22 protein-coding genes are annotated in these 24134 nt (G+C 69.2%); 19 read left to right on the forward strand and 3 right to left on the reverse strand.

What is annotated here, in order from left to right:
- From BLS74_RS29085 to BLS74_RS29100, 4 genes are all read left to right on the forward strand, one after another.
- A partial coding sequence (locus tag BLS74_RS29085) for a hemagglutinin repeat-containing protein (protein ID WP_139191783.1) occupies positions 1-207 on the forward strand: 207 nt, incomplete at its 5' end.
- 243 nt (positions 208-450) lie between these two features.
- The gene (locus BLS74_RS34110) at positions 451-1149 is read left to right on the forward strand and encodes a hypothetical protein (protein WP_139191784.1); all 699 of its coding nucleotides are present in this window, start codon (positions 451-453) and stop codon (positions 1147-1149) included.
- Positions 1116-1436, forward strand: a complete 321-nt coding sequence (locus BLS74_RS29095; RefSeq protein ID WP_093110734.1) for a hypothetical protein — start codon at positions 1116-1118, stop codon at positions 1434-1436. Before BLS74_RS34110 ends, BLS74_RS29095 begins: the two co-directional genes overlap by 34 nt.
- An 11-nt stretch (positions 1437-1447) precedes the next feature.
- On the forward strand, positions 1448-2179 hold the full coding sequence (locus BLS74_RS29100) for a hypothetical protein (RefSeq protein ID WP_244504070.1): 732 nt from the start codon (positions 1448-1450) through the stop codon (positions 2177-2179).
- 22 nt (positions 2180-2201) lie between these two features.
- Here the strand turns inward: BLS74_RS29100 and BLS74_RS29105 are convergent, their stop codons facing one another.
- Complete coding sequence (locus BLS74_RS29105; protein ID WP_093110736.1) at positions 2202-2576, reverse strand: VOC family protein; 375 nt, start codon at positions 2574-2576, stop codon at positions 2202-2204.
- 71 nt (positions 2577-2647) lie between these two features.
- Between BLS74_RS29105 and BLS74_RS29110 the strand changes: the two genes are divergently transcribed.
- Positions 2648-3283, forward strand: a complete 636-nt coding sequence (locus tag BLS74_RS29110; protein ID WP_093110738.1) for a LysE family translocator — start codon at positions 2648-2650, stop codon at positions 3281-3283.
- A 17-nt stretch (positions 3284-3300) separates the two neighbouring features.
- Here the strand turns inward: BLS74_RS29110 and BLS74_RS29115 are convergent, their stop codons facing one another.
- Entirely contained in the window at positions 3301-3576 is a 276-nt protein-coding gene (locus BLS74_RS29115; RefSeq protein ID WP_093110740.1) for a DUF4242 domain-containing protein, read from the reverse strand.
- Between the two features lie 177 nt (positions 3577-3753).
- Here BLS74_RS29115 and BLS74_RS29120 point away from each other — a divergent pair, with 177 nt between their 5' ends.
- Together BLS74_RS29120 and BLS74_RS29125 are read left to right on the forward strand one after the other, a co-directional pair.
- Positions 3754-4839: a CAP domain-containing protein gene (locus BLS74_RS29120; protein WP_093110742.1), complete on the forward strand. Its 1086-nt coding sequence runs from the start codon at positions 3754-3756 to the stop codon at positions 4837-4839.
- A gap of 68 nt (positions 4840-4907) precedes the next feature.
- Entirely contained in the window at positions 4908-5927 is a 1020-nt protein-coding gene (locus BLS74_RS29125; RefSeq protein WP_093110744.1) for a Bug family tripartite tricarboxylate transporter substrate binding protein, read from the forward strand.
- Positions 5928-5937: 10 nt separating this feature from the next.
- On the opposite strand, the gene BLS74_RS29130 is transcribed toward BLS74_RS29125, so the two are convergent.
- Entirely contained in the window at positions 5938-7410 is a 1473-nt protein-coding gene (locus BLS74_RS29130; RefSeq protein WP_093110746.1) for a caspase family protein, read from the reverse strand.
- A 195-nt stretch (positions 7411-7605) separates the two neighbouring features.
- Between BLS74_RS29130 and tssK the strand changes: the two genes are divergently transcribed.
- From tssK to tssE, 12 genes are all read left to right on the forward strand, one after another.
- Positions 7606-8937 (forward strand): type VI secretion system baseplate subunit TssK, encoded by a 1332-nt coding sequence (gene tssK / locus BLS74_RS29135; protein WP_093110748.1) that lies wholly within the window; start codon positions 7606-7608, stop codon positions 8935-8937.
- Between the two features lie 33 nt (positions 8938-8970).
- Positions 8971-10299: a DotU family type VI secretion system protein gene (locus tag BLS74_RS29140; protein ID WP_093110750.1), complete on the forward strand. Its 1329-nt coding sequence runs from the start codon at positions 8971-8973 to the stop codon at positions 10297-10299.
- Entirely contained in the window at positions 10296-13895 is a 3600-nt protein-coding gene (tssM, locus tag BLS74_RS29145) for a type VI secretion system membrane subunit TssM (RefSeq protein ID WP_093110752.1), read from the forward strand. Before BLS74_RS29140 ends, tssM begins: the two co-directional genes overlap by 4 nt.
- On the forward strand, positions 13892-14542 hold the full coding sequence (gene tagF / locus BLS74_RS29150; protein ID WP_244504071.1) for a type VI secretion system-associated protein TagF: 651 nt from the start codon (positions 13892-13894) through the stop codon (positions 14540-14542). Before tssM ends, tagF begins: the two co-directional genes overlap by 4 nt.
- A gap of 55 nt (positions 14543-14597) precedes the next feature.
- Positions 14598-16472, forward strand: coding sequence for a serine/threonine-protein kinase (locus BLS74_RS29155; RefSeq protein WP_093110754.1), 1875 nt, complete (start codon positions 14598-14600; stop codon positions 16470-16472).
- 54 nt (positions 16473-16526) lie between these two features.
- Complete coding sequence (locus BLS74_RS29160; protein ID WP_093110756.1) at positions 16527-18155, forward strand: murein transglycosylase A; 1629 nt, start codon at positions 16527-16529, stop codon at positions 18153-18155.
- Between the two features lie 237 nt (positions 18156-18392).
- Positions 18393-19157: a hypothetical protein gene (locus BLS74_RS29165; protein ID WP_093110758.1), complete on the forward strand. Its 765-nt coding sequence runs from the start codon at positions 18393-18395 to the stop codon at positions 19155-19157.
- Between the two features lie 28 nt (positions 19158-19185).
- Entirely contained in the window at positions 19186-20277 is a 1092-nt protein-coding gene (locus BLS74_RS29170) for a hypothetical protein (RefSeq protein WP_093110760.1), read from the forward strand.
- Positions 20274-22244, forward strand: coding sequence for a caspase family protein (locus tag BLS74_RS29175; RefSeq protein WP_244504072.1), 1971 nt, complete (start codon positions 20274-20276; stop codon positions 22242-22244). The genes BLS74_RS29170 and BLS74_RS29175 overlap by 4 nt, the downstream gene beginning before the upstream one ends.
- Positions 22245-22253: 9 nt before the next feature.
- The gene (locus BLS74_RS29180) at positions 22254-22808 is read left to right on the forward strand and encodes a type VI secretion system tube protein Hcp (RefSeq protein WP_093110762.1); all 555 of its coding nucleotides are present in this window, start codon (positions 22254-22256) and stop codon (positions 22806-22808) included.
- A gap of 8 nt (positions 22809-22816) precedes the next feature.
- On the forward strand, positions 22817-23620 hold the full coding sequence (locus tag BLS74_RS29185) for a type VI secretion system accessory protein TagJ (RefSeq protein ID WP_093110764.1): 804 nt from the start codon (positions 22817-22819) through the stop codon (positions 23618-23620).
- A complete protein-coding gene (gene tssE / locus BLS74_RS29190) occupies positions 23613-24128 on the forward strand; it encodes a type VI secretion system baseplate subunit TssE (protein WP_093110766.1) in 516 nt (171 codons plus the stop codon). Before BLS74_RS29185 ends, tssE begins: the two co-directional genes overlap by 8 nt.
- Positions 24129-24134: the final 6 nt, after the last annotated feature.

Consider the following 24134-nt stretch of genomic DNA (forward strand, 5'->3'; position numbering starts at 1 on the left):
GACATCGGCGGCAACCTGAACATCGAGAGCCTGCAGGACATCACCAACTACGCGAGCCAGCAAAGCAGCGGCGGCGTCAACGTCAGCCTGTGCATCCCGCCCATCTGCTTCGGCGAGTACGTCTCGGCCACGGTCGACTACTCCAAGCAGAAGGTCGCACCGCCGGAGTACCAGCAACTCGATCGTGCCGGCAAGTCATTGCGTTAGCACGAATGACTTAAGACAGCCAGCGGCACCCCTCGCACGGCCGCGCATTCAATCACGAAAATCCGGAGATTCTTCGGGCGCGTCCGCAAACAGCAGGCGCGCGCACCAGAATGCGCGGCTTGAAGAAGGGGCGCTGGGGCAGGAATCACGTAGTGAAAGACCAGTGGTTCAGTCAACCGATTCGCGCGGCCAGCGCCGCGATACGCACAAACAGAGGGAGGCGCCGTTGCACGGCGCAAGTACATGAAGCCATTCCGCGCCGTCTTTTGCGCTGCAATCGCGCTCGCGCTTGCAGCTTGCGCATCCCGGAGTCCTGAGTCCGCAGGCTTCAGCAGCGAACCTTTGGTCGATGGCAACAGGCTCGAACGTCACAGCATCCTGCGGGCGGGCAATGAAGCCGCCTTCTCGACGCAGCAAGGGCGGCTCTCCAGCAACTTTGCAGTGTCTTGCGACGCGACCCAGGCATGGCTGCTGTTCGCATCATTGGGTGAACGACGTTACCCAGGCGGCAGCAAGCAGTACGCGGAGCGCCGCGAGTTAAAGGAAGAGACTGCACGTCAGCTCAAGGCCATCCCCGCAGTCCAGAGCGCATGCCGAACGGCGCCCGATTGGCGCGAAGTGCGCCGAAGCAGTGACGGCATCGTCACCTTGATCGACCTGAAAGGCATCCAGAGCGAGGATGGCGAGTTCACCTTCTGGGGTGCGTTCGACTATCTCCGAGTCGAATTCGATCCACCGTACCAGGCACCCTTTGGTCAGAAGCACGAGCGCTTTGGGCTCTCATGTGCCGAGGGGTCTTACCTCCAACTTAGGTTAGCGGCTACGACGTCGACGATCGAAACCGAATCACGGATGGCCTGCTCTTCAACACCAGAGCGCCGCGCACGTTCAGCGGCGACTGGAGCCGGATGGCGGTCGGCTCGCAGATCACCTACAGCGTGACGACCAAGTACTTCTATACCGCCGCTGGCGGTGGAGATTCAGACAACAAGTCCACCACCCAATGCAAGGTCATCTCAGAGACGGCTGCGACAGCACTGCATCCGGCGCTCGCAGGGCAAGCGAAGCAACTCGAATGCCGTGTCGTTGACGACAAGTACAAACAGGTTCAAACGGCCTACTACCTGCAGGACTATGGCTATGTCGTGCGGATGGAATCCAGCAAGACGGCGTTCTCCTACTACTCTCAAAAAATCACGGGGGTCGAAGACCTCACCAGCCTGCCTTGATCAAAGCCACCATGCGATTTTTCTCTTTCGTCACACCCGTCCTCGCGCTCTGCCTGCTTGCAGGCTGCGCCCGATCCCCCGTCACGCCCGACGAGCCCGTCCAGCCGCCAACGGTGAGGCGCATCCTGGTGATCCCGGTGACGCCCATCGCCAAGCTGCACACCGAGAACAAGGGCATCCCGATCGGCGTTCTGTGGCAGTCGATCGCCGACCGCATCAAGAGCTCGAACTTCAACGATCGCATGGAGGCCATGCGCAAGGACATGGGGCCGAGGATGACGGCTGCGCTGATCAGGCAACTGCGTACGCAGGGCTACGAAGCAGAAGTGATCGAGGGTATCCGCCGGCCGGCATCCTCACCTGACAGCATCGACTACACGCGCCTGCCGGTCACCGACCCGGTGCTGCACATCTACTTCAACGAAGTCGGCATTTATTCGTCTCGGTTTTCGATGGACTACGTGCCGCGCGTCAATTTGAGCGCCTATCTGATTCGTCCGCAGGATGCAGACACGCTCTATGGGGAGACCATCTACTACGGCGCCGATTCGAGAGGCACCGCATCCTGGAGCGTTCCAGCAGACGCCCGTCATCGCTGGGCGAGTTTCGACGAGATGGTCGGCAAGCCGCAGGAAGTGGCGGGGAGCTATGACGATGCGCTTGATGCACTGGCATCGAGGATCGCGCAGAACATTCGCGAGCAGTTCGAGCCGGCGCCTGCGCGGGTGTCTTCCGCGCCATGAACGGCGAGGTGATCGGCGACCCTCAAACGCCCTGTATCACCGCCATGATGTTCCCCTCCGTATCCGTGAACCACGCAGCCTTCGCCCCGCCCTGGTTCACGATGCCGTTCTCGTCCTTCCCCGGCATGTCGTAGTCCTCGAACACGACGCCGCGCGTCTTCAGTTCGGCCACTTCGCTTTCGATGTCCTCGACCTGCCAGAAGGCCTGGCTGGCCTGGGAGGTGCCGGCGTTGGGCGTGGGGTACAGGAAGCAGCTGGTGCCGCCCGCGCAGTCGTAGACGACACCGCCGTCCACTTCCGCCGTGGGCTTGAAGCCGAGCTTCTGTTCGTAGAACTGCCTCGCACGGGCAACGTCTTGCGCCGGGATGTACGCGTACATCGGTGACTTCTGAAGCATGGCTTTCTCCTGTGATCCGCGAGCCTGAAGACAAGCACCTACCATCGCGCTTTTGGAGCGAAAGCACAACCATGGGCATCACCCTCCCGCTGCTCGGCATCGCCGGCGCCATGATCGTCGGCGCCATGAGCCCCGGCCCGAGCTTCGTCATGGTCGCGCGCACGGCCGTTGCGTCGCGCAGCGACGGGCTGGCCGCGGCACTGGGCATGGGGCTCGGCGGCATCGCCTTCGCGGTCGCCGCCCTGGTCGGGTTGCAGGCGGCCTTTCTGGCGGTGCCGGCGCTCTACCTCGCGATCAAGCTGCTCGGCGGGCTCTACCTGGTGTATCTCGGCATCCGCATCTGGCGCGGCGCCAAGCAGCCGCTGGACGTCGCCGAGGCGCAGGCGCCAAGCGGCAACCGGCAGCACGGCCGGCGCGCGCTGTTGCTGGGCCTGGCCACGCAGATCAGCAACCCGAAGACGGCCGTGGTCTACGCCAGCATCTTCGCGGCCTTCCTGCCGCGCGACGTGCCCCTGTCGCTGGCGCTCGCGCTGCCCGTCGTCATCTTCTGCATCGAGACCGGCTGGTACGCCATCGTGGCCTTGGCGCTGTCATCGGCCGCGCCGCGCTCGGCCTACCTGCGCTACAAGACCTGGATCGACCGCGCCGCCGGCGGCATCATGGCGCTGCTCGGCGCCAAGCTCCTGTCTGCCGCGCGGGAGGTTTGAATCAAGAGAGTGCGCGCCTAGGCCCGATAGAAGTAGGGGTCGAGCACGGTGACTTCCGTGATGGTGTCCACCGGCAGGCTGTTGTCGCCCGCCGTCTCGCGGATCGCCTCCGGGTTCGGGCTGTCGTAGACGCAGAAGGACTTGCGATGGTCCTTGCTCACGTAGGAGTGGACCCAGGTCACGCCTCTCTTGGCGTTGTTGGCGATCACCATGCCGCAGGCTCGCGCGCCGACATCGGTCACCGGAATCTCCAGGCCTTCGGGAAAGGTGCGTTCGACCAGATAGCGAGGCATGTCTGCTCCTTGGTTGAGTGGCTACGGATGCGCCGTCGGTCTCAGCTTAGTCGGCCATGCCTTTCGCGTCTGCCCGGGACTTGCCTAGCGTCGGCATCGCTCCGAGTTCCGCCTACCTACGTCAACGATGGCCGCGCTCTGACAGGAAGGTTCGCGATTTCGTGACGTCATGGCGCCATGACGCATTCGCTTTCCTTTTCCATATCCGCTTACGGCTGGCGCCATGCGCTCGCAGCCATCTTCTGTGCGTTGATCGCAGCCTGCGGCGGGGGCGGCGGCGGAGGTGGGGGCGTGGCGGTGCTGCCGCCGGGCTCTACAGCGTCGACCCAGACCCCGCCGAGCGCACCGGCCGACGGAGCGCTGCCCTCGACGCTGGTGACTTCCGTCCCCCCCGACACCTACGGCGCTTCTTCGGAGGGCCACCAGGCCTTTGCACTGCTGAACGCGGAGCGCGAGCGCTGCGGATTCGGCCTTCTCGCGCAGAACGCCCAGCTCGATGCCGCTGCCAAAGCGCACGCGGACTGGCAGATCGTGAACAACCAGTTGACCCACCAGGAGACGCCGGGCACGTCCGGCTTCACGGGCGTGAACCCGGTGGACAGGGTCTCGGCCGCGGGCTATTCGGCCGGCGGCGTAGGCGACGAAATCTCCAGCCTGTACTACTCCGGCTCGATCGCGGGCACGGGCGTCTTCGGCGTGCGGGCGCTGCTCGCGCTGCCGTACCACCAGGTCGGCATGCTGGGCGGCTTTCGCGACATCGGGATCGCGCTGCGCGGCAGCGATGAACTCGGCACCACTGCCATCTTCGGCCCGCGCACCGTGCAGCAGTTCAACCTGGGCTTCACGCCGGCCGCCGGCCGCCAGGAGCCTGCCAGCGACCAGGTGCTCACCTATCCCTGCGAAGGGACCAGCGGCGTCTTTTTCGAGATCACCAACGAGACCCCCAATCCGGTGCCGGGCCGCGACCTGCGGGCCAGCCCGCTTGGCCACGGCCTGCTGGTGGCCGTGCGAACCGGACAGACGCTCGCGATCTCCTCGGCATCGATGCAGACGCTGTCGGGGAACGTGCCCGTGGTGCTCCGGCCGGCCATGACCAGTGACAACGATCCGAACGGCGTGCTGGCTGCCAACAAGGCGCTGATCATTCCCGACGCCTCCTTGATGCCGAACACGGCCTACGCGGTGAGGATCGCCGGCACCAACGACGGCGTGTCCTTCGCCAGGAGCTTCAACTTTTCGACCGGCGCCGGCGCGGCCCGGTGAGGCTTGTGAGGCACCCGGCACGCTCCTAAGATGGGCCGGGTCGAATTTGCCAACGTCTGGAGAAGACCATGATGCCGATCGAGTCGAACGTCTCTCTTTCGCGGCGCACCGCGTTGCAGCTCGGGCTGGGTGGCCTCGGCGCGAGCATGCTGCCCGGATTCGCCGCCGCCCAGGGCGCCTGGCCCGCCAAGCCGGTCACGCTGGTGGTGGGTTATCCGCCTGGCGGGCAGACGGATTTCGCGGGGCGCATCCTCATCGCCGGCATGCAGAGCAGCCTGGGCCAGAGCGTGGTGATCGACAACAAGCCCGGCGTCAACGGCAACATTGCCACCGACTTCATCTCGAAGGCAGCGCCCGACGGCTACAGGCTGCTGGTGGGCAACGGCAGCAACATGGTGCTCAACCCGCACACCTACCGCAACACGCCGGTGGCGGATCCGCTCAAGCTCACGCCCATCGGCCTCACGCTGACCTCGTCGCTGATGCTGGTGGTGCCGGCCAGCCTGCCGGTCAAGAACCTCGAGGAATTCATCGCCTGGGTCAAGGCGCAGGACAAGGAGGGCAAGACCGTCGATTACGCGTCCGGCGGGCCCGGCAGCCTAGTGCAGACGGCGATGGAGCTGTTCCGCGAGCGCATCGGCAAGCCAAAGATGAGCCATGTGCCGTACAAGGGCAGCAGCCCGGCAATGACCGACCTGATCGCGGGGCGCGTCCCCTGCATGTTCGATGCCTCGTCCGTGGTCGCGCCCTTCCTCAAGTCCGGCCAGCTCAAGGCACTGATGGCGACCGGCCCCAAGCGCGTGCCGGCCTTCCCGGACGTGCCCACGGCCGCGGAGCGAGGCATCAAGGACTTCCAGGTCATCTCCTTCATCGGCCTGTACGGCCCGGCCGGCCTGAATGCCGACATCGTGAAGAAGGTCAACGCGGCGATGAACAGCGCCCTCAAGGACCCGGGCGTGCAGAAGACCGTTGCCGACCGCGGCGACGAAGCCGGCGGCGGCACGCCCGAGCAGCTGGGGGCGCTGACGCGCGACTACTACAAGCTGCTGGGCGAGGTGGTCAAGGCCAACGACATTCGCGCCGAGTGAGGCGCCGGGCTTACTGGATCTTCACGATCTCCGCCTGCGGCTGCGCCTCGGGCGCCGCCGCGCCGGCGCGCATGAGCTTCTCGCCGTCGCGGAAGAAATACCAGCAGCCGTCGTCGGGCCTGCGCGCGTCGGTCAGCCGGCTCGGCGGCACGGGGTTGAACCTGGCGCAGAGGCTCCCGTCGCTCTTCAGCTCCCAGCGGCCCGAGCCGTTGCTGCTCGCGTTGCCGATGCTCTGGCTGTTGTAATAAATAAGGCCGCCGCTTCGCATGTCCCAGCGCATCAGGTAGCCCGCTGTGCTGTCCTTGAGGGTGTGCGTCTTGCCGACGAGGAGCTGCTCCACCTCGGCGCGGTCCAGGAACTTGCGCGCTGCCGAGGCGGGCGTGGTGCTGCTCGCGGGGGGCGATAGCGCGGCCACCTGTGGGGCCGGAAGTGCTGGCGGCTGTGCGGCCGGCTTTGCGGCCGGCTGTGGCGGCGGCGCCGGTGGCGGGATGGATGGCGGCGCCGTTGCGCGCCCAGCGTCGAGTTCGCGTTGCGCGCGCTCGAGCTGCTTCTCGAGTTCGTTCGGCTCGAAGCGCCGACCCGCGGGCTCGCGAACCTGAGGCTGCCGCGCCGCCTCGCGGCCCGGCTGCTCTTGGGCCGGCGGCGGGTTGCGTTGCGGGTTGAAGCTGAAGTTCGAGGTCAGCGAGGTGTTGACCCAGGGCAGCTGGCGCTCACGGGTGTCGCGCAGCACCTTGACGCGCACGTTCTTGAACATCTGCTCGACCTCGAGGCCGGGGACCATCATCTCCACGGCCAGGTGCTTGGTGTAGACGCTGTTGCGGCCGCTCGGGCCGTCTTCGGCCGGTGCGCCGGGCGCCGAGGCGAACGCGATCAAGGTGCCGCGCGCACCCATCTCCGCCAGCCCGCCGGCGGAGCGGATGTTGCGCGTCTTGCCGGCGAAAGGATTGTCCCGGCATGCGTCGAGGATCACGATGCGCGGGTGCGAGCGTGCCTTCTCGATGCGACTCAGGAACAGCTCCTCGATGTCGACCGACTCGTCCTTGACCTCCTCCTGGTCGCGCAGGTTGATGTCGACCGGCAGCAGGTAGTTGCGGCCGTCGATCTGCACCCCGTGGCCGGCGTAGTACAGCACCGCGATGGCATCGTCCTCCTGCACCCGGCGCGCGAACTCGCGCAGCGCGCGCCTGAACTGCAGCACGTTGACATTGAGCTGCTCGTTGACATCGAAGCCCAGCTTGCGCAGGTTGTTCGCGATCAGCCGCGCGTCGTTCTCCGGGTTGTCCAGCGGCACCTTCGGATAGCGCGCATTGCCGATCACCAGCGCGATGCGCTTGTCGGCCGGCTGGGCCTGCGCAGGGGCGGCCGCCGTCAGTGCAGTCAGTGCAAATAGGACAAACCCCAGCACCAGCACCAGCATCCCGAGCAGCCGGCACACGACCGCGCCCATGTCGGCTGGATCGTCGGCGGCACGTGGGGCGGACATGCCAACGAATATCCGCCCGCGCTATCGCCATGGCAATTCGTATTTCTGCAGGGGCTCGTGCTTCATTGCGCCTAGCCCCTTAGCACTATCCCGGTCGCTGCGCCTAGGCCATTAGCCAGATTTGCCTCGCCTCCGGCGCGCCGGAAACTAGATGTTTCCACCCAGGCGGGAGCCCCCGCCGTCGACGGAGCGCGGATGAGTTGGCGAACTAAAGTGGTTTGGAGCGAGGGGATGCTGCTGCAGCCTCAGCACCTGCAGCAAAGCGAGCGCCATGCCGATCATGCGCGGCATCTTCTGTTGCGAAGCACCACGCCATATGCCTGGGGTTTTGCCGAGCTCGAGATCGACCAGGCTGCGCTCTCGCTGGGCAAGCTGGCGCTGGTGCGCGCAGTCGGCGTGTTCGGCGACGGCACCGTGTTCGACATGCCGGCGGTCGATCCGCTGCCCGAACCCATCGACATCTCGAGCACGATGCGCGACGAGGCCGTCGTGCTGGCCCTGCCGCTGCGCCGCGCGGGCGCGCGCGAGGCCGATGCCGAGGCGTACGACGACCTGGTGCGCCATCGCGTGCTGGAGTCCGACGTGCCCGATTCCAACACCGCCGGCGAACGCACCGCGATGTTGCAACTAGGCCAGCTGCACACCCGCCTGATGCGCGCCGGCGACGCGACCGATGCCTGGACCACGCTCAATGTCTCGCGTGTGGTCGAGCGGCGCGTCGACAACCAGGTGCAGCTCGATCGCGTGCTGCTGCCGCCGCTGCTCGACGTGGCGGGTCATGCCGTCATCCGCGCGTGGCTCGACGAGCTGCTGGGCCTGTTGCGCCAGCGCGGCGAGGCGCTGGCCGGGCGCATGAGCCAGGGCGGCACCGGCGGCGTGGCCGAGATCGCGGACTTCATGTTGCTGCAGACGGTCAATCGCAACGAGGCCGTGTTCGCGCACCTGGCCAAGAGCGCCATGCTGCACCCGCAGCGTTTCTACGAACACGCGCTGGCGCTGGCCGGCGACCTGGCGAGCTTTCGCGATTCGCGCCGCGTCGCGCGCTTCGGCCCCTACATCCACGACGACCTGGCGATGAGCTTCAAGCCGGTGATGGACGACCTGCGGCGCAGCCTGTCGATGGTGCTGGAGCAATCGGCCATCCGCATCGAGCTGCACGACCGTAAGCACGGCGTGCGCGTGGCCGTGATTCCCGATGTCGAGCTGCAGCGCAACGCCACCTTCGTGCTCGCGGTCAACGCGCAGATGCCGAGCGAGGCGCTGCGCGCGCGCTTCCCCACGCAGGTGAAAATCGCGCCGGTGGAGCGCATCCGCGACCTGGTCAACCTCGCGCTGCCGGGGGTCACGCTGATGCCGCTGCCGGTGGCGCCGCGGCAGATCCCCTTTCATTCGGGCGCCAACTACTTCGAACTCGACACGCGCAACAGCGATCTCTGGCGCCAGCTCGAACAGTCGGGCGGCGTCGCAATGCATATCGCAGGCGACTTCCCCGGCCTCGACCTCGCGTTCTGGGCCATTCGCTCGTAATCGTCTCGCCCGCGCCCCTGCCGGAGCACCACCATGACAACCCCGGACCCCTTCGCCGCCTTCGAGTCGGAGCGCACGGTCATCAAGCCCAAGCCGCGCGCGCCCGGGGGCAACACGCCGGCCGTGCCGCCCACGTCGATGGGCGGTGGCGCCGATCCGCTGCCGGCCGAAGTGGGCGAGCTGGGCTTGCTCAATCCGCTGGTGTCGGCCGCGGCGAAGCTGCTGGTGCTGATAGGCAAGCTGCGCAATCTGGCGCAAGCGCCCAACGTGCAGTCGCTACGGGCATCGACCGCGGATGCGGTGAACCAGTTCGACGCCGCCGCGCGCCGCGCCGGCATCTCCAACGAAACGGTGCTGGCCGCGCGCTACATCCTGTGCACCGCTCTCGACGAGGCGGTGGCCAACACGCCCTGGGGCGTGCAGGGCGGCTGGAACAAGCAGAGCCTCCTGGTGCAGTTCCACAACGAGACCTGGGGCGGCGAAAAGATCTTCCAGCTCCTGGCCAAGCTCGCGCAGGACGTGCCCACGCATCGGCAACTGCTCGAGTTGATCTACAGCGTGCTCGCGCTCGGCTTCGAGGGCCGCTACCGCGTGATCGACAACGGCCGCGCGCAGCTCGACACCGTGCGCCAGCGCCTGGCCGACCTGATCGCGAAAGACCGCCCGCCGGTCGAAGCCGAGCTCTCGCCGCACTGGCGCGGGCAGGGCACGGGCTCGGCGCGGCTGCGCGAGTCGCTGCCGATGTGGGTGTTCGCGGCCGGCTTCGCGCTCTTGCTGGCGCTCGCATGGTTCGGCCTGCGGCTCACGCTCAACCACCGCTCTGACACCACCTACGCGGCGGTCTCCAGCCTGCGCGTGCCCAACCTGCAGATCGCGCCGCCCGCCATCCTGGCCAAGTCGCCGCGGCTCGCGAAGTTCCTCGAGCCCGAGATCAAGCAGGGCCTGGTCACCGTCACCGACGAGGCCGACCGCAGCACCGTGCGGCTGCGCGGCGACAGCTTCTTCGGCTCCGGCAGCGCCGACCCGATGGCGCAGTCGCTGCCGGTGCTGAAGCGCATCGGCGAAGCGCTGGCCGAGGTCAAGGGCGAGGTGCTGATCACCGGCCATTCGGACAACCAGCCGATCCGCTCGATGCGCTATCCGTCCAACTGGCATCTCTCGGCCGCGCGCGCCGATGCGGTGAAGGGCGCGCTCTCCAGCTTCATCGAGCCGGCCCGCATGCGCTCCGACGGCAAGGCCGATGCGGAGCCGGTCGCGGCCAACGACACGCCGGCCAACCGCGCGCGCAACCGTCGCGTCGACATCGTGCTCCTGAGCCCGCCGGACCAGGTGGCCGCCGAACTCGCGGGAGCGAAGCGATGAAAAAGCTTTTCGGATGGCTCTTCCATCCCCTCCTGTTGACCGCGCTGGCCCTCGTCGTCGTCGCACTGCTGATCTGGTGGATCGGCCCGCTGATCAAGATCGGCGCGCTGGCCCCGCTCGAAAGCGAGCTCGCGCGCGCGGTGTTGATCGGCATCATCGTGCTGCTGGTGGTGCTGCGCGCCGTCTACCGCCGCTGGCGCACCCGCAAGGCCAGCCAGCATCTGACCGACGGCCTCATGAAGGCGCCCACCGCGCAGCCCGCGGCGGCCGCCGACAACGGCGAGCAGAAGGTGCTCAACACGCGCTTCACCGAGGCCGTGGCCACCTTGAAGCAGATGCGCCTGCACGCGGCCGGCAAGAAGCCTGGCTGGCGTGACTGGCTCTCGCTCTCGGGCGGCAGCTACCTCTACGACCTGCCGTGGTACGTGTTCATCGGCGCGCCCGGCGCCGGCAAGACCACGGCGCTGATCAACTCCGGCCTCTCGTTCCCTCTGGCCGACAAGTTCGGCCCCGGCGCCATCCGCGGCGTCGGCGGCACGCGCAACTGCGACTGGTGGTTCACCGACGACGCGGTGCTGATTGACACCGCCGGCCGCTACACCACGCAAGACAGTCACCAGACGGAAGACAAGAGCGCATGGGAAGGCTTCCTCGGCCTGCTCAAGAAGGTGCGGCCGCGGCGCCCGCTCAACGGCGTGTTCCTCACCGTCAGCGTGGCCGACCTGCTGAGCCAGGGCACCGAGGCGCGCAGCACGCTCGCGGCCTCGATCCGCGCGCGGCTGCTGGAGCTCGACGCCAAGCTCACGACGCGCCTGCCCGTCTACGTGTTCGTGACCAAGAGCGACCTGCTCTACGGCTTCAGCGAATACTTCGCCGATCTGGGCAAGGAACAGCGCGCGCAGGTCTTCGGATTCACGCTGCCGGCCGAGGAGGGCGCGCAGGTCGACGAGAAGGGGCTCGCCACCGCCTTCCAGCGCGAGTTCGGCTTGCTGCACGATCGCGTCAACGACGCCTTGATCCAGCGCATGCAGCGCGAGACCGACGGCACGCGGCGCGCCGCGATCTTCGGTTTTCCGGCGCAGTTCGGCTCCATCGGGCCGCTGTTGTCCGACCTGCTCGAGCAGGTCTTCACCGGCTCGCGCTTCGCGCAGCCGCCGTGGGTGCGCGGCGTCTACTTCACCAGCGGCACGCAGGAAGGCAGCCCGATCGACCGTGTGATGGGCAGCCTCGCGCGCAGCTTCGGGCTCGAGCGCGCCATGCTGCCGCCGCAGAAGAGCAGCGGGCGCAGCTACTTCCTCACCTCGCTGCTGCGCGACGTGGTGTTTCCCGAGCAGCGCCTCGCGGGCGCCGACGTCAAGCTCGAACGACGCCGAAACACGCTGCGTCTGGCCGGCGTGGCCGCGATGACGCTGATCACCGTCGCCCTGCTCGCGGGCTGGGGCTACAGCACCTGGCAGAACATGAATTACCTGAAGGCCGTCGAGGCGCGCGTCGAGCCGGCGCGGCAGACGCTGGCGGCGCTGCCTTCGCGCGTGTCGAACCTGGTCGAGGTCGCGCCGGTGCTGCAGGCGCTGCGCAACATCTGGAAGGCGCCCGAGAACCGCGAAGGCGAGGAGCCGCTGTCGATGACGCTCGGCCTCTACCAGGGCGACAAGCTCGATGCCGCCGCGATGCTGGCGCACCAGCGCGCGCTCAACGAGGCCTTCCTGCCGCAGCTCGCCAAGCGCATCGAGGACCAGCTGCGCACCGCGCAGAAGGACAACCTCGAGTTCAGCTACGAGGCGCTCAAGACCTACCTGATGCTGCACCAGCCCGAGCGCTTCGATGCCGATGCGCTCAAGGCCTGGATCACGCTCGACTGGGCGCGCAGCCTCGACCGCGGCATTCCCGAAGAACAGCGCAAGCTGCTCGAGGACCAGCTGGACGTGCTGATCGCCCAGGGCCCGCCGCGCTCGCCGCTCAAGATGGACGAGAACCTGGTGCGCAACGTGCGCGCGGTGCTCGCGAGCTATCCGCTGGAGCAGCGCGTGTTCAGCCGCTTGAAGCGCCAGCGCCTCGGCAAGGACATCCCGCCCTTCAGCGTCGCGACCGCCGCCGGCCCCGCGGGCCCGCTGGTGTTCGAGCGCATCAGCGGCAAGCCGCTCGCCGACGGCGTGCCGGGCATGTTCACCCACGACGGCTACCACAAGCGCTTCCAGAACGAGGTCACGGTGCTCACCGGCCTGCTCGCCAACGAGGACCCGTGGGTGCTCGGCCAGGAGCGCGGCACGGCCGACCGCCTGCGTGACGCCGCCGCGCTCGGCGCGCTGACCGACCGCGTGCGCAGGCTCTACCTCGAGGAGTACGTCAAGGTGTGGGAGGCGCTCCTGTCCGACGTGCGCCTGGTGCGCGCCACCGGCCTGGAGAAGAACATCGAGACCGCGCGCATCCTCTCGGGCACCGGCTCGCCGCTCGCCAGCTTCCTGCGCGCGGTGGTCAAGGAGACCACGCTGACGCCGGCCGAGACCAGCAGGGACGTGGTGAGCAAGGCCACCGAGACCGTGCGCAACACGCGCAAGGGACTGGAAGACCTGTTCGGCGGCGACCCCAGCAAGCCGGCGGCCGCGCCCAGGCGCATCGAGAGCATCGTCGACGACCGCTTCGAGCCGCTGCGCCGCCTCGTCACCTCGCCCACGCCGAACGGGCCGGCGCCGATCGACGATGCGCTCAAGCTCTTCAACGAGGTCTACGTCTACCTCAACGCAGTCGACACCGCGGTCAAGAGCCGCAGCTCGCCGCCGCCCGGCGACGTGGCCGGCAAGCTCAAGTCCGATGCCGGGCGCCTGCCGGAACCAGTGCGCACCATGGTCGAGAACCTGAGCCAGGCCGGCGCCACGCAGGCGCGCGTGGCCGAGCGCGGCAGCCTGAGCCAGGACCTGCGTCCGGTGACCGAGTTCTGCACCCGCGCGATCGCCGGGCGCTATCCCTTCGTCACCAGCAGCAAGCGCGACGTGCTGCCCGAGGACTTCGGCCAGATGTTCGGTCCCGGCGGCCTGATGGACGACTTCTTCCAGAAGCGGCTGGCTGCGCTGGTCGACACCAGCACGCGGCCCTGGCGCTACAAGCCGGTGGCGGAGCAGGGCGCGATCACGGCGCAGGCGATCGCGCAGTTCGAGCGCGCGGCGCGCATCAAGGACATCTTCTTCCGCGCCGCCGGCCGCACGCCCGCCATGCGGCTGGACTTCAAGCCGGTCGAGATGGATGCCGGCATCACGCAGTTCATCCTCGATGTCGACGGCCAGCTCGTGAAATACGCGCACGGCCCGGTGGTGCCGATGGCGGTGCAATGGCCCGGCCCCAAGGGCAGCAACCAGGTGCGCGTGCAGGTCAGCCCGCCGTCGACCAGCGGCAGCTCGGGCATGGCGGTCGACGGGCCGTGGGCCCTGTTCCGCGTGCTCGACGACGGCCAGCTCGAAGCCGGCGACGCGCCCGAGAAATTCTTCATCACCTTCCAGATCGGTGCCCGCAAAACGCGCTTCGAGGTGACGACCAACAGCGTGCAGCATCCGATCCGCTTGCGCGAGCTGCGGGAGTTCGCGTGTCCGGAGGGCTTGTGAATTCGCAACAGGATGCCGCTTCGAACATGGCGCCGGGCTGGTTCGGCAAGCTGCCCGGCATGGGCGACTTTGCGAGCCGCCGTCTGCCCGAGCCCTTCCGCAACGCCTGGGACCGCTGGCTGCAGCATGGGCTCACGCGGCTGCGCGCGCGGCGCGAAGACTGGACCGAGCGCTATCTCCAGGCGCCGCTCTGGTGCTTCGTGCTCGGCGAGGGCGTGATCGGCGCCGGCGGCTGGCTCGGCGTGATGATGCCCTCGGTCGACGGCGTGGGGCGCTACTTTCCCTTCACAATCGCAGCCGAGCTGGTGTCCTCGCGCCCCGAGCTGCATGGCGCTGTGCTGGCGCGCACGCAGCACTGGTGGACGCTGGCCGCGCAGGCCGCGCTCGAAGGGCTGGAGCACGATCTCGATGCGCAGCGCTTCGATGCGCGCCTGCAGGAATTGTTTGCGGGCTTTTCGGTCGAGGCGGGCGAGGGCGACGGGCCGTCGCTGGCGCTGCCGGTGACGCGCCACTCGCTGTGGTTCACCGATCCGGTGGCCGAACGAGGCCCGGGCATGACCAGCCAGGGCCTGCCGCAGGATGACCAGTTCGATGCGCTGTTCGGCTTCGGACCCGATGCCGCTGCGCAGGAAGGGGAGGCAGCATGAGCCGCCGGGCCGCTCCCAAGGCGAATACCGCAGTGCGTAGCACGGAGCTTAGCCAATGAGCCCCGACGACGACCGGCCGCCAGGCACACCGCCGCAAGAAGGCGACGACCGCACGCAGGTCGTCACCGGCCGGCCTGCTGCGCCCACGCCGGACGAGGGCGCGACCGTCATCTCCGGCGGCACCGCGCTGCCGGCGAGCGAGATGCCCACCGTGGCCGGCATCACGCGCGCCGAGAAAGCGCCGAGCAACGCCGAGGCTGGGTTGCTTCCGGTGGGCAGCCGGCTCGCCGAATTCGAGGTCACGCGCATCGTCGGGCAGGGCGGCTTCGGCGTCGTCTACGAGGCCTGGGACCCGACGCTCGAACGCGTGGTCGCGATCAAGGAATACCTGCCGACCTCGCTCTCGACGCGCCAGCTCGACGGCACGGTCGCGCCCTTGTCCGAACGGCACCGCGAGACCTTCGAGCTCGGCATGCGCAGCTTCATCAACGAGGCGCGCCTCCTGGCCCAGTTCGACCATCCCTCGCTGCTCAAGGTCTACCGCTTCTGGCAGGAGCGCGGCACCACCTACATGGTGATGCCCTTCTACCGCGGCGACACGCTGCGCCAGGCGCTGGCTGCCATGACGGGAGGCGTCGACGAAGCCTGGCTGATGCGCATCATGGACGGCGTGACGCAGGCGCTCGCGGTGATGCACCACGCCCACTGCTACCACCGCGACATCGCGCCCGACAACATCATCCTGCTCGAAGGCTCGGGCCGTCCCGTGGTGCTGGACTTCGGCGCCGCGCGGCGCGTGATCACCGACAAGACGCAGGCGATCACGGTCATCCTCAAGCCCGGCTACGCGCCGATCGAGCAGTACGCCGAGATGCCCGACATGTCGCAGGGCGCGTGGACCGATGTCTATGCGCTCGCGGCCGTGATGCACGTGGCCGTCTGCGGCCGCGCGCCGCCGCCCTCGGTCGCGCGCCTCCTGGCCGACAGCTATGTGCCGCTGGCAGGCAACGAGGCGCTGCTGCAGCGCTACAGCCCCGGGCTGCTCGCGGCCATCGATGCCGGCCTGGGCGTGCGGCCCGAATCGAGGCCGCAGTCGATGGAAGCGCTGCGTGCGGCGCTGGGTCTGGATGGCGACCGGACGGTGATCCGTGCGCCGGCGCCGGCACCCGCGGCGGCACCGGGTGGACGTACCGGCAGCGCGAGTCCTGCGGCACCCGCGCCCGCGCCGGCTCCCAAGGGCAAGGGCGCGGCCATCGCCGCCGTGGCCTCCGTGGCCGTCATTGCCGCCGCGGGCGGATGGTGGTGGTTCCAGGGCAAGCCGGCCGACACGACGCCGGCCGGCGCAGCGCCGCCGCCGTCCACCGACGTCGCGCAGACGCCGGCGCCTCCACCTCCACCGCCCCCGCCACCACCCAAGGTGCGCACGCCGGGCGAGTCATTGCAGTCGCTGGCCGAAGGCGCCGCGCCGGGCTTCGAGGTGACGGCGAACCCACGCAAGGCCGAGGTCGCGATCGGCAAGGACAGGCTGGGCTTCGAGGTGCGCAGCAAGCGCGAAGGCTTCGTCTACGTCTACCTGCTGTCCAGCGGCGGCGAGCTGTTCCTGCTGTTCCCGAACCTGCTCGACAAGTACAACAAGATCGGCGCCGGTGCTGCGTTGTCGCTGCCGCGCGCTTCGTGGCCGATGGACGCGGGCGGGCCGGCCGGCATCAACCAGTTCGCGGTGCTGGTCAGCGAGCACGAGCGCGACTTCAGCGCCTCGGGCATCCAGAACGACGGCGTGTTCCCACAGTTCCCGCTGCCCGTGCTGGCAGCGCTCGAGGCCGCGCGCGGCAGCGGGCCGCCGCCGCTCGCGGGCAAGCCGGTGTGCGCGCCCAACACACCGTGCAACGACGTCTATGGCAGCGCGTTTTTCAAAATCACCGAGAAGTAATCGTCTGTGGGGCAGCGGCCCGTCAGGCCCCGCCCCCCAGACCAGGAGTTCTTCATGAACAAGCCTTCCTCACTGCCCTTCGCTTCACCCGCCCGCTGGGGTGCCGCCGCCATCGCGATGGCCGCGCTGGCGGCCTGCGGCACGATGCCGGGGGTCAGCTCCACAAGCTCCACACCGGCCACGGCCAGTGCCCCCGCCGCCGCGCCCGCGGCAGCCGCGGCTGCGCAGGTCACGCCCGCGCCCTCCGCCTCGCGCCCGGCTTCGACCAGCGCCGGCGCCAGCGTGGCCGGCCAGTCGCGCACCTTCTCGACCCAGCTTGCCACCTACACCTCGGTGGGCTTCGACGCCGTGCCGGGCTGGGGCCGCGACGATTTCGCCGAAAGCTGGCCTGCCTTCCTCGGCAGCTGCAAGGTGCTGACCGGCCGCGGCACCGAATGGCGGCAGGTCTGCGATCGCGCGCGCGCCGTCGACGACAAGAGCAATCCGGCCATCCGCGGCTTCTTCGAGCGCGAGTTCTCGGCCTACCAGATCCGCGACGACGACCGCCGGCCCGACGGCGTGGTCACCGGTTACTTCGAGCCCGAGATCACCGGCAGCCGGCAGTACGCGCCGCCCTTCATCTATCCGGTGTACGGCCAGCCCGAAGACATGCTGTTCGCCGATGCGCGCAAGCTGCCGGCCGGCAGCGGCACGGTGGCGGCGCGCGTCGAAGGCCGCAACGTGGTGGTGCAGAGCGGCCTCAGCACGCGCGACATGGGCGCGCCGGGCCTCTATGCGCTCGACCTCTCGGCCATCACGCGCGACACGCTGGACCGCAAGGTACGCCTGCGCATCGAGGGCAGGCGCCTGCTGCCCTACTACACGCGCGAAGAGATCGAGACCAAGGGCGCGCCCAACGCGCGCGTGCTGGCCTTCGTGAGCAGCGCCACCGCGCTCTACGAGATGCAGATCCAGGGCTCGGGCCGAATCCGGCTGCCCAACGGCGACGTGATCCGCGTCGCCTATGCCGAACAGAACGGCCAGCCCTTCCGGCCGACGCTGGCGCAGTCCTCCTCGGGCAAGACGCGCAGTCCCGTCAAGGTGCGCGGCGGCGCGATCGAGCTCGAACTCGACGACGGCGATGACGACGAGGACAGCAACGACACCTCGGTGATCCGCACCCGCGGCTTCACGCTCGCGCGTCCCGTCAACAGCGGCGCGGTCATGGTGCCGGGGCGGCGCGTGGCCGGGCCGGTGATCGGCACCGGCATCAAGGACCCGAGCTATGTGTTCTTCAAGGAGTCGCCGGGCAGCGGCGGCGGGCCGGTCGGTGCCTTCGGCGTGCCGCTGTCGGCCGGCCGCTCGATCGCAGTCGATCCGCGCAGCACGCCGCTGGGCTATCCGGTCTTCGTCTCCACGCGTGCGCCCGGCACCGGCACGCCGATGCAGCGCCTCACCATCGCGCAGGACACCGGCGGCGCGATCCGCGGCGCGGTGCGGGCCGACTATTTCTTCGGCAACGGCCAGCAGGCCGCGACCCAGGCCCGGCGCATGAAGGAGCGCGGCCAGCTGTGGATCCTGCTGCCGCGCGGCCTCGCGGTGGCGGCGGCCGCGACCTCGACCATTCGCACGCGTGGCGCGGCGGTCGGTGCTGACTTGCCGCAATGCCTTGTGCCTGAAGAAGGCGCGTGCGTCGATGACTAGGAACGCCGCAAGGCTGATGGGCGCGTCGGCGGGCGGTATGCCCTGTGCCGGCCGACCCCTCACCCTAGCCCTCTCCCGGAGGGAGAGGGAACAAGGAACGCTTCACGCGCAGGTCTTACTCCCTCTCCCTCCGGGAGAGGGCGGGGGTGAGGGCGCCGGGCCTTCGAAGCGCACGCAGCCGCCGAATACCGGGCGGACAGCCCAACGGGCAAAGACACCGTAGTCGCGAAACACACCATGCAAGAGACCCTGTCTTCGGAGCAAAGCGTCGAACTCATCCGCCTCTGGCGGCGCAGGCAGACGCTGTCCCCCGACGAGATGGGCGAGATGTACCGCATCGTCGGCGGCGCGCTGCGCAGCTGCAACCCGCCCGAGCTGCGCGTGCTCGGCGAGGGTCGTCAGGAACTGGTGGCGCAGTTCATCTATGTCAAGGTGCTGCGGCTCGATGCCGATCCGGACGAAGCGGACGATGCCGCGCGCGGCGAGGCCGCGAGCCACAGCGCGCCGTCGAGCGCCTTCGCGCTGTGTGCCTACTTCCGGCGCTACCTGATCGACTGCACGCGCGCGAGCGCCTTCCGCCGCAAGCTCTCGATCGGCGACCAGATCACCGAGAGCCAGCTCGAGGTGCAGGTTGGCGCGGCCGACAACGCGCAGGACGAACTGGCCGAGCACGGCCTCAACGCGCCCTCGGTGCATGCCGCGGCGCGCGCCTTCATCGCGGGTCTGCCCGAGCCCGAGCGCATCCTTTTGTGCGAAGGCTTCGGCCGCGAGGCGGCGGGCGGGCTGTCGGGCGTGGCCTCGCGCCACGCCATCGCCTCCTACCACTACCGCGCCGGCCGGCTCGGCCTCGTGCACAAGCGCGAAGGCCTGCCGGCCGACTATGCGCGCACCACGCTGGGCCAGTGGATCACGCAGACCCTGGGCATCGCGATCGAGGCCGGCAACATGGGCGCGATCCTGCAGGTTTTCAAAATCCTGGGCGCTGAAGCGTCTTATGCCTGAAGACATAAGACTTTCAGGAACACGCACCATGCCCATCGATCTCTGGCCCCCGCTCAGCCTCATCCGCGGCACCCTGGGACGCGGCGGCGATCTCGCCCCTGCGGGCGAAGGCGCGGCAACGCTGGCCGAGTCCGCCGCGATCCCGGCCCGCCGATTCGACGAGACCCTTCTGCTGCCCTTGACCGAGCTCGCCCGCCGCCGCGAGGCCGTGGCCCAGCGCGCCTTTCCGGCCCGCTGGGCGCCGGGCCGCCTTGTGAGCGTGCTGCACGAAGGCCGGCTGCTCGGCGTGCTGCTCGACAAGTGCCTGCACGGCACGCTGTGGCGCGGCTGGATGGCCGCCAGCGAAGCCGACTGGGCCAGCGCCTACGACGTGCTGCTCGAGCCCGGCGACGAACCCTTCGAGCCGATGTTCGGTCTGATCCAGACCTGGAACGTGCTCACGCTCGAACAGACGCCGCAGCTCTGCGCCCGCGTGCTCGGCGAGGTGTCGGCCACGCGGCTGGCCGCGATCCGTGCGGTGCACGACGAATGGGCCGTGCAGCAGCCGCTGGCCATCGAGCCCGAGCCCGGCCGCATCGCGCTGCGCACGGCCGGCGGCGTGTTCTCCGTGCTCTCGGGCACGCCGCTGGGCGTGGCCGATCCGCGTGCCGACTACCAGAGCCTCTATCTCGAAGCCGCCGCCCGGCTCGCCACGCCGCTGCAGGCCACGCCGAAGCCGGGCAGCCTGTCCGTCGCGGCGCCGGCCGGGGAGGGCTGGTGGTCGCGTGTGAAGGCCTGGTTCGGCGCCGACCGGGTGGTGCGGCCCGCGCTGGCGCTGCTGGCACTGGTGGTCGTGGTGCAGAACGCGACCCTGATGCGGCCCGGCGCCGGAGACGATGAGGTCCGGTTCCGTTCGGTGCAGGGCCCCGTCACTTCCGCCGCGCCGGCCGAGCTGAGCCTGCGCTGGAAGGCCGGCGTCGGCATGGACGATGCGAACGCGCTGCTGCGCTCGGCCGGCGCCGAGCTGGTGGGCGGACCGGATGCCGAGGGCCGCTGGCGCCTGCGCTTCCTGGCCGATGCGGCGCAGGGCCGCGCCATGCTGGCGGGTTCGCCGCTGGTCGAATCGGTGGGGCCGCCGTGACGAGGCGCCGCCTGCGCACCGTGCTGCTGTTGGCCATGCTGGCCGCAGCCACCTGCGCGGGTGCGGCGCAGCGCGCCTTGCTGGTGGGCGTGTCGGAACTGGTCAACCAGCCTGCGTCGCTGTGGCTGCAGGCGCCGCGCAACGACGTGATGCTGATGCGCGAGGCCCTGCTGAAGCAGGGCTTCGCGGCCACCGACATCACGGTCGTGGCCGACGGCGTGAGCGGCGCCGCGCTGCCCGAGGCGCAGCGCATCCACGAGGCGCTGGGGCGGCTGCTGGAGCAGTCGCAAAGCGGCGACTTCGTGCTGCTCTATTTCTCGGGCCACGGCACGCGTTGGCGCGATGCGAGCAAGCGCTACCAGGAGCCGGACGGCTTGGCCGAGAACTTTCTCGCGCGCGACGTGCGCGGCGCGGTGGGCGGCAGCGGCGCCTTGCCGGGCGGCCTGCGCGACGTCGATTTCGACGGCTGGGTGCAGGCTTTCCTGGCGCGCAACGTGTTCGTCTGGTCGGTGTTCGACACCTGCTCGGCCGCCTCGATGACGCGCGGCCGCGCGCCCGCGAGCGCCGAGGTTGTTGTGGGTCCGCCGGACGACGAGGTGCGCTTTCGCGGCATCCGCGCCGACCTGCTCGCGCAAGGCGCGGCCGGCGCCTCCGCCGCCGCACCGACGGCACCCGCGGCCCCGGCCGTGCCTCGAGCCCGCTACGTGGCCTTCTTCGCATCCGAAAGCCACCAGGTCACGCCCGAGCTGCGGCTGCCGCGCAAGGGCCGCGACGCGCAGCCGCAGGGCCTGCTGACCTGGGCCGTGGCCGAGGCGCTGCAGCGCCGGCCCGCGACCTGGCGCGAGCTCTTCGACGGCGTGCTTGCGCTCTACCCGCCGGTGATCTCCGAACTCGAAGCGCGCTTTCCGCAACGCGAGCTGCCATCGCCCGTGGCCGAGGGCAATCTCGATGCGCCGCTGTTCGCCAACGGCCCTCAGCCGCTCGGCACGCGTCCGGTGTGGCGTGCGCAGCGCAGCGGCGCGAGCCTCGCGATCCAGGCCGGCCAGCTCGACGGGCTGGTGCCGCGGCAGGAGATGCGCGTGCTCGCGAGCCTGGAAGACGGCACCCGGCGCAGCGCGGCCGCTGTGCTGGCGCAACTCGATCCGGCCGGCGCGCAGCTGCCGGTGCCGGCCGCGCTGCGCGATGTGCCGGGCAGCGCGCTGTGGAGCGTGACGCCGCTGGCCGAGCCGGCCGCCTTCGCGTTGCGCGTGCGCGCCGACAAGCCCTTGCCCGCGGGACTGAGCTTCGACTACCCCGCCTCCATTCGCCTGGCGCGCGCGGGCGAGGACGGGAGCGAAGCCGATCTGCGCTGGACCGATCTCGGCCCCGCCGGCCATCGGCTGGAGCTGCTCTCGCCCGCGCTCGGAACCGGCACGGGCCAGGTCGCGGCCGACCCCGCAGCCTTGCGCGAGCGGCTGCAGGGCTTCGCGCGTCTCAAGTGGCTCGGCGAGCTGAACCGGCTGGCCGGCGGCGCGCGACTCGACGGCTTCGAGGCCGCGCTGGAAACCTGGCGTGCCGACCGCATGCTGCGCAGCGAGCCCCTCGCCCGCAGCGCCACGCCGGGCCCGCTGCTCGCGGGCGAGCGACGCGTGCTGCGCGTGCGCAATACCGGCGGGACTTCGCTCGACATGGTGATCGTCGGCATCGACCCGGAAGGCGGCCTGCGACCGGTGTACCCCGATGCCTCCGGCGCGAGCAACCGTTTCGAACGCGGCACGCGCGAGCTGCCGGCGGCCAAGCATTTCGAACTGCCCTGGCTGGCGGGCCCGGGTGCGCGCCTCTTCGTGCTGGCGACGCCGGCCGCGCCGCACAGCGCGCCGCGCCTGTTCGGCGCGGGCGTCGATCCGGCCCTGGCCGATCTGCGCGTGCGCGGGCAACTCGGTGCACCGAAAGAGCGGCAGGTCTTTGCCGCGATGATTTTTTTCTAGGAGATCGACATGGGCTGGACTTCTGATGGCTCGGTGGACCCGGACGAGGGCCTGCGCCTGCTCGACCTGGTCTCCGAAGAGGCGGGCGACGACTACTGGATGCTGCTCGAATCCAAGGGCAAGGCGATCGAAGGCGATTCGACGCGCCCCTTCGCGGACGGCAAGTCGCGCCTGGAGGTCGGTGGCTTCCGCTACCAGCTGGATGTGTTCTCGCCGCCGGGTTCCACCAAGGGGCAGCTGCGCGCAGCTGCGGTCTTCGTCGTTCGCGATTGCGATGCCGCGAGCGCTTCGATCTCGAGCCTGCTGCGCGACCAGGTGAACGACCTGAAGGTGGTGATCTCGGTGTACAAGGCCGGCGGCGATACCTCCAAAGACCTCCAGCCGCACCTGGAGCTGGAGCTGACCCAGGCGCGCCTGCTGAACCACACGATGCTGACCGCCGCCAGGTCGGCGCGGCCGCGCGAAATCATCCAGATCGAATACCAGGGGCTCGAGATCCGCTCCGCGCCGCAGAGCGAGACGGGCCTGCGCGGCGCCGTACGCACTTGCACCATCAAAAAGTGAGGCCGGACATGACGAACTCTGCCGAATTCCTCCAGGCCGCCGACCCCGCGGCCGCGCTCAAGGCACTGACGGATGAAGTGCGCGCCAAGCCCGCCGACAGCAAGCTGCGCGTCTTCCTGGCCCAGCTGCTGTGCGTGCTCGGCCAGTGGGAGCGTGCGCTCAACCAGCTCAACGTCGCGGCCGAGCTCGATGCGATGGCCATTCCGATGAAGCAGGTCTACGGCGAGGCCGTGCGCTGCGAGGGCCTGCGCGCCGACGTGTTCGCCGGCACGCGCACGCCGATGGTCTTCGGCCAGCCCGACGAATGGCTGGCGCTCCTGATCGAATCGCTGCTGCGCCAGGGTGCGGGCGACGCGCAGCTCGCCGAAGACCTGCGCGAGCGCGCCTTCGACGCCGCGCCCGCCACGCCGGGCACGCTCGACGGCAAGCCCTTCGAATGGCTGGCCGACGCCGACATGCGCCTGGGCCCGGTGCTCGAGGCCTTCGTGAACGGCCGCTACTACTGGATTCCCTATGCCCGGCTGGCACACGTGAAGCTCGATCCGCCCGAAGACCTGCGCGACTGCGTGTGGCTGCCGGCGCATCTGCAGTTCGAGAACGGCGGCGAGACGCTGGCGCTGGTGCCCGTGCGCTACGAAGGCACCGAGAAGAGCGGCGACGGCGCATTGCAGCTCGCGCGCAAGACCGAGTGGCGCGAGCTGCAGCCCGAGGTCTGGGCCGGGCTCGGCCAGCGCATGCTGAGCAGCAGCGATGGCGCCGAGCATGCGCTGATGGACGTGCGCGAGATCCTGTTCTCGACCGGCGATGCCTGAACTCACCGCACAGGAACGCTTGCAGCCCTCGCTGCTCGATCGCCTGGTCGACCATGCGCCCGGCGAGCAGCGCGAGAGCGACGACAAGCGCACGCTGACCCGGCAGGCGCTGCGCCAGGCCGTGCTGCGCGACCTGAGCTGGCTCTTCAATGCCACCGGCCATGGCCTGGCCTTCGACGACAAGCGTTTTCCGAATGCGGCGCGCTCGGTGCTCAACTACGGATTGCCTATGCTGTCCGGCCAGTTCACGTCCTCCGTTCAGCGTGTCAGCATGGAACAGGCTCTGAAGAACGCCATCCTGCAGTTCGAGCCCCGCATCCTGCCTCGCACACTCGAAGTTGAACTCGTCATGGAAGGCTCGGCACTTGATTCCCACAACCGCATTGGCCTTCGGATCCGCGGCATGCTCTGGGCCCAGCCCGTGCCGCTGGAGTTTTTGATGCGCAGCCGAATCGACCTGGAGGAGGGCCGGATCGAAATTGAGGACATGACAAGCCCTCAGCGGTAGCCCAGC

Origin of the sequence: Variovorax sp. CF079, from assembly GCF_900101545.1 — a bacterium.
GTDB lineage: Bacteria > Pseudomonadota > Gammaproteobacteria > Burkholderiales > Burkholderiaceae_C > Variovorax.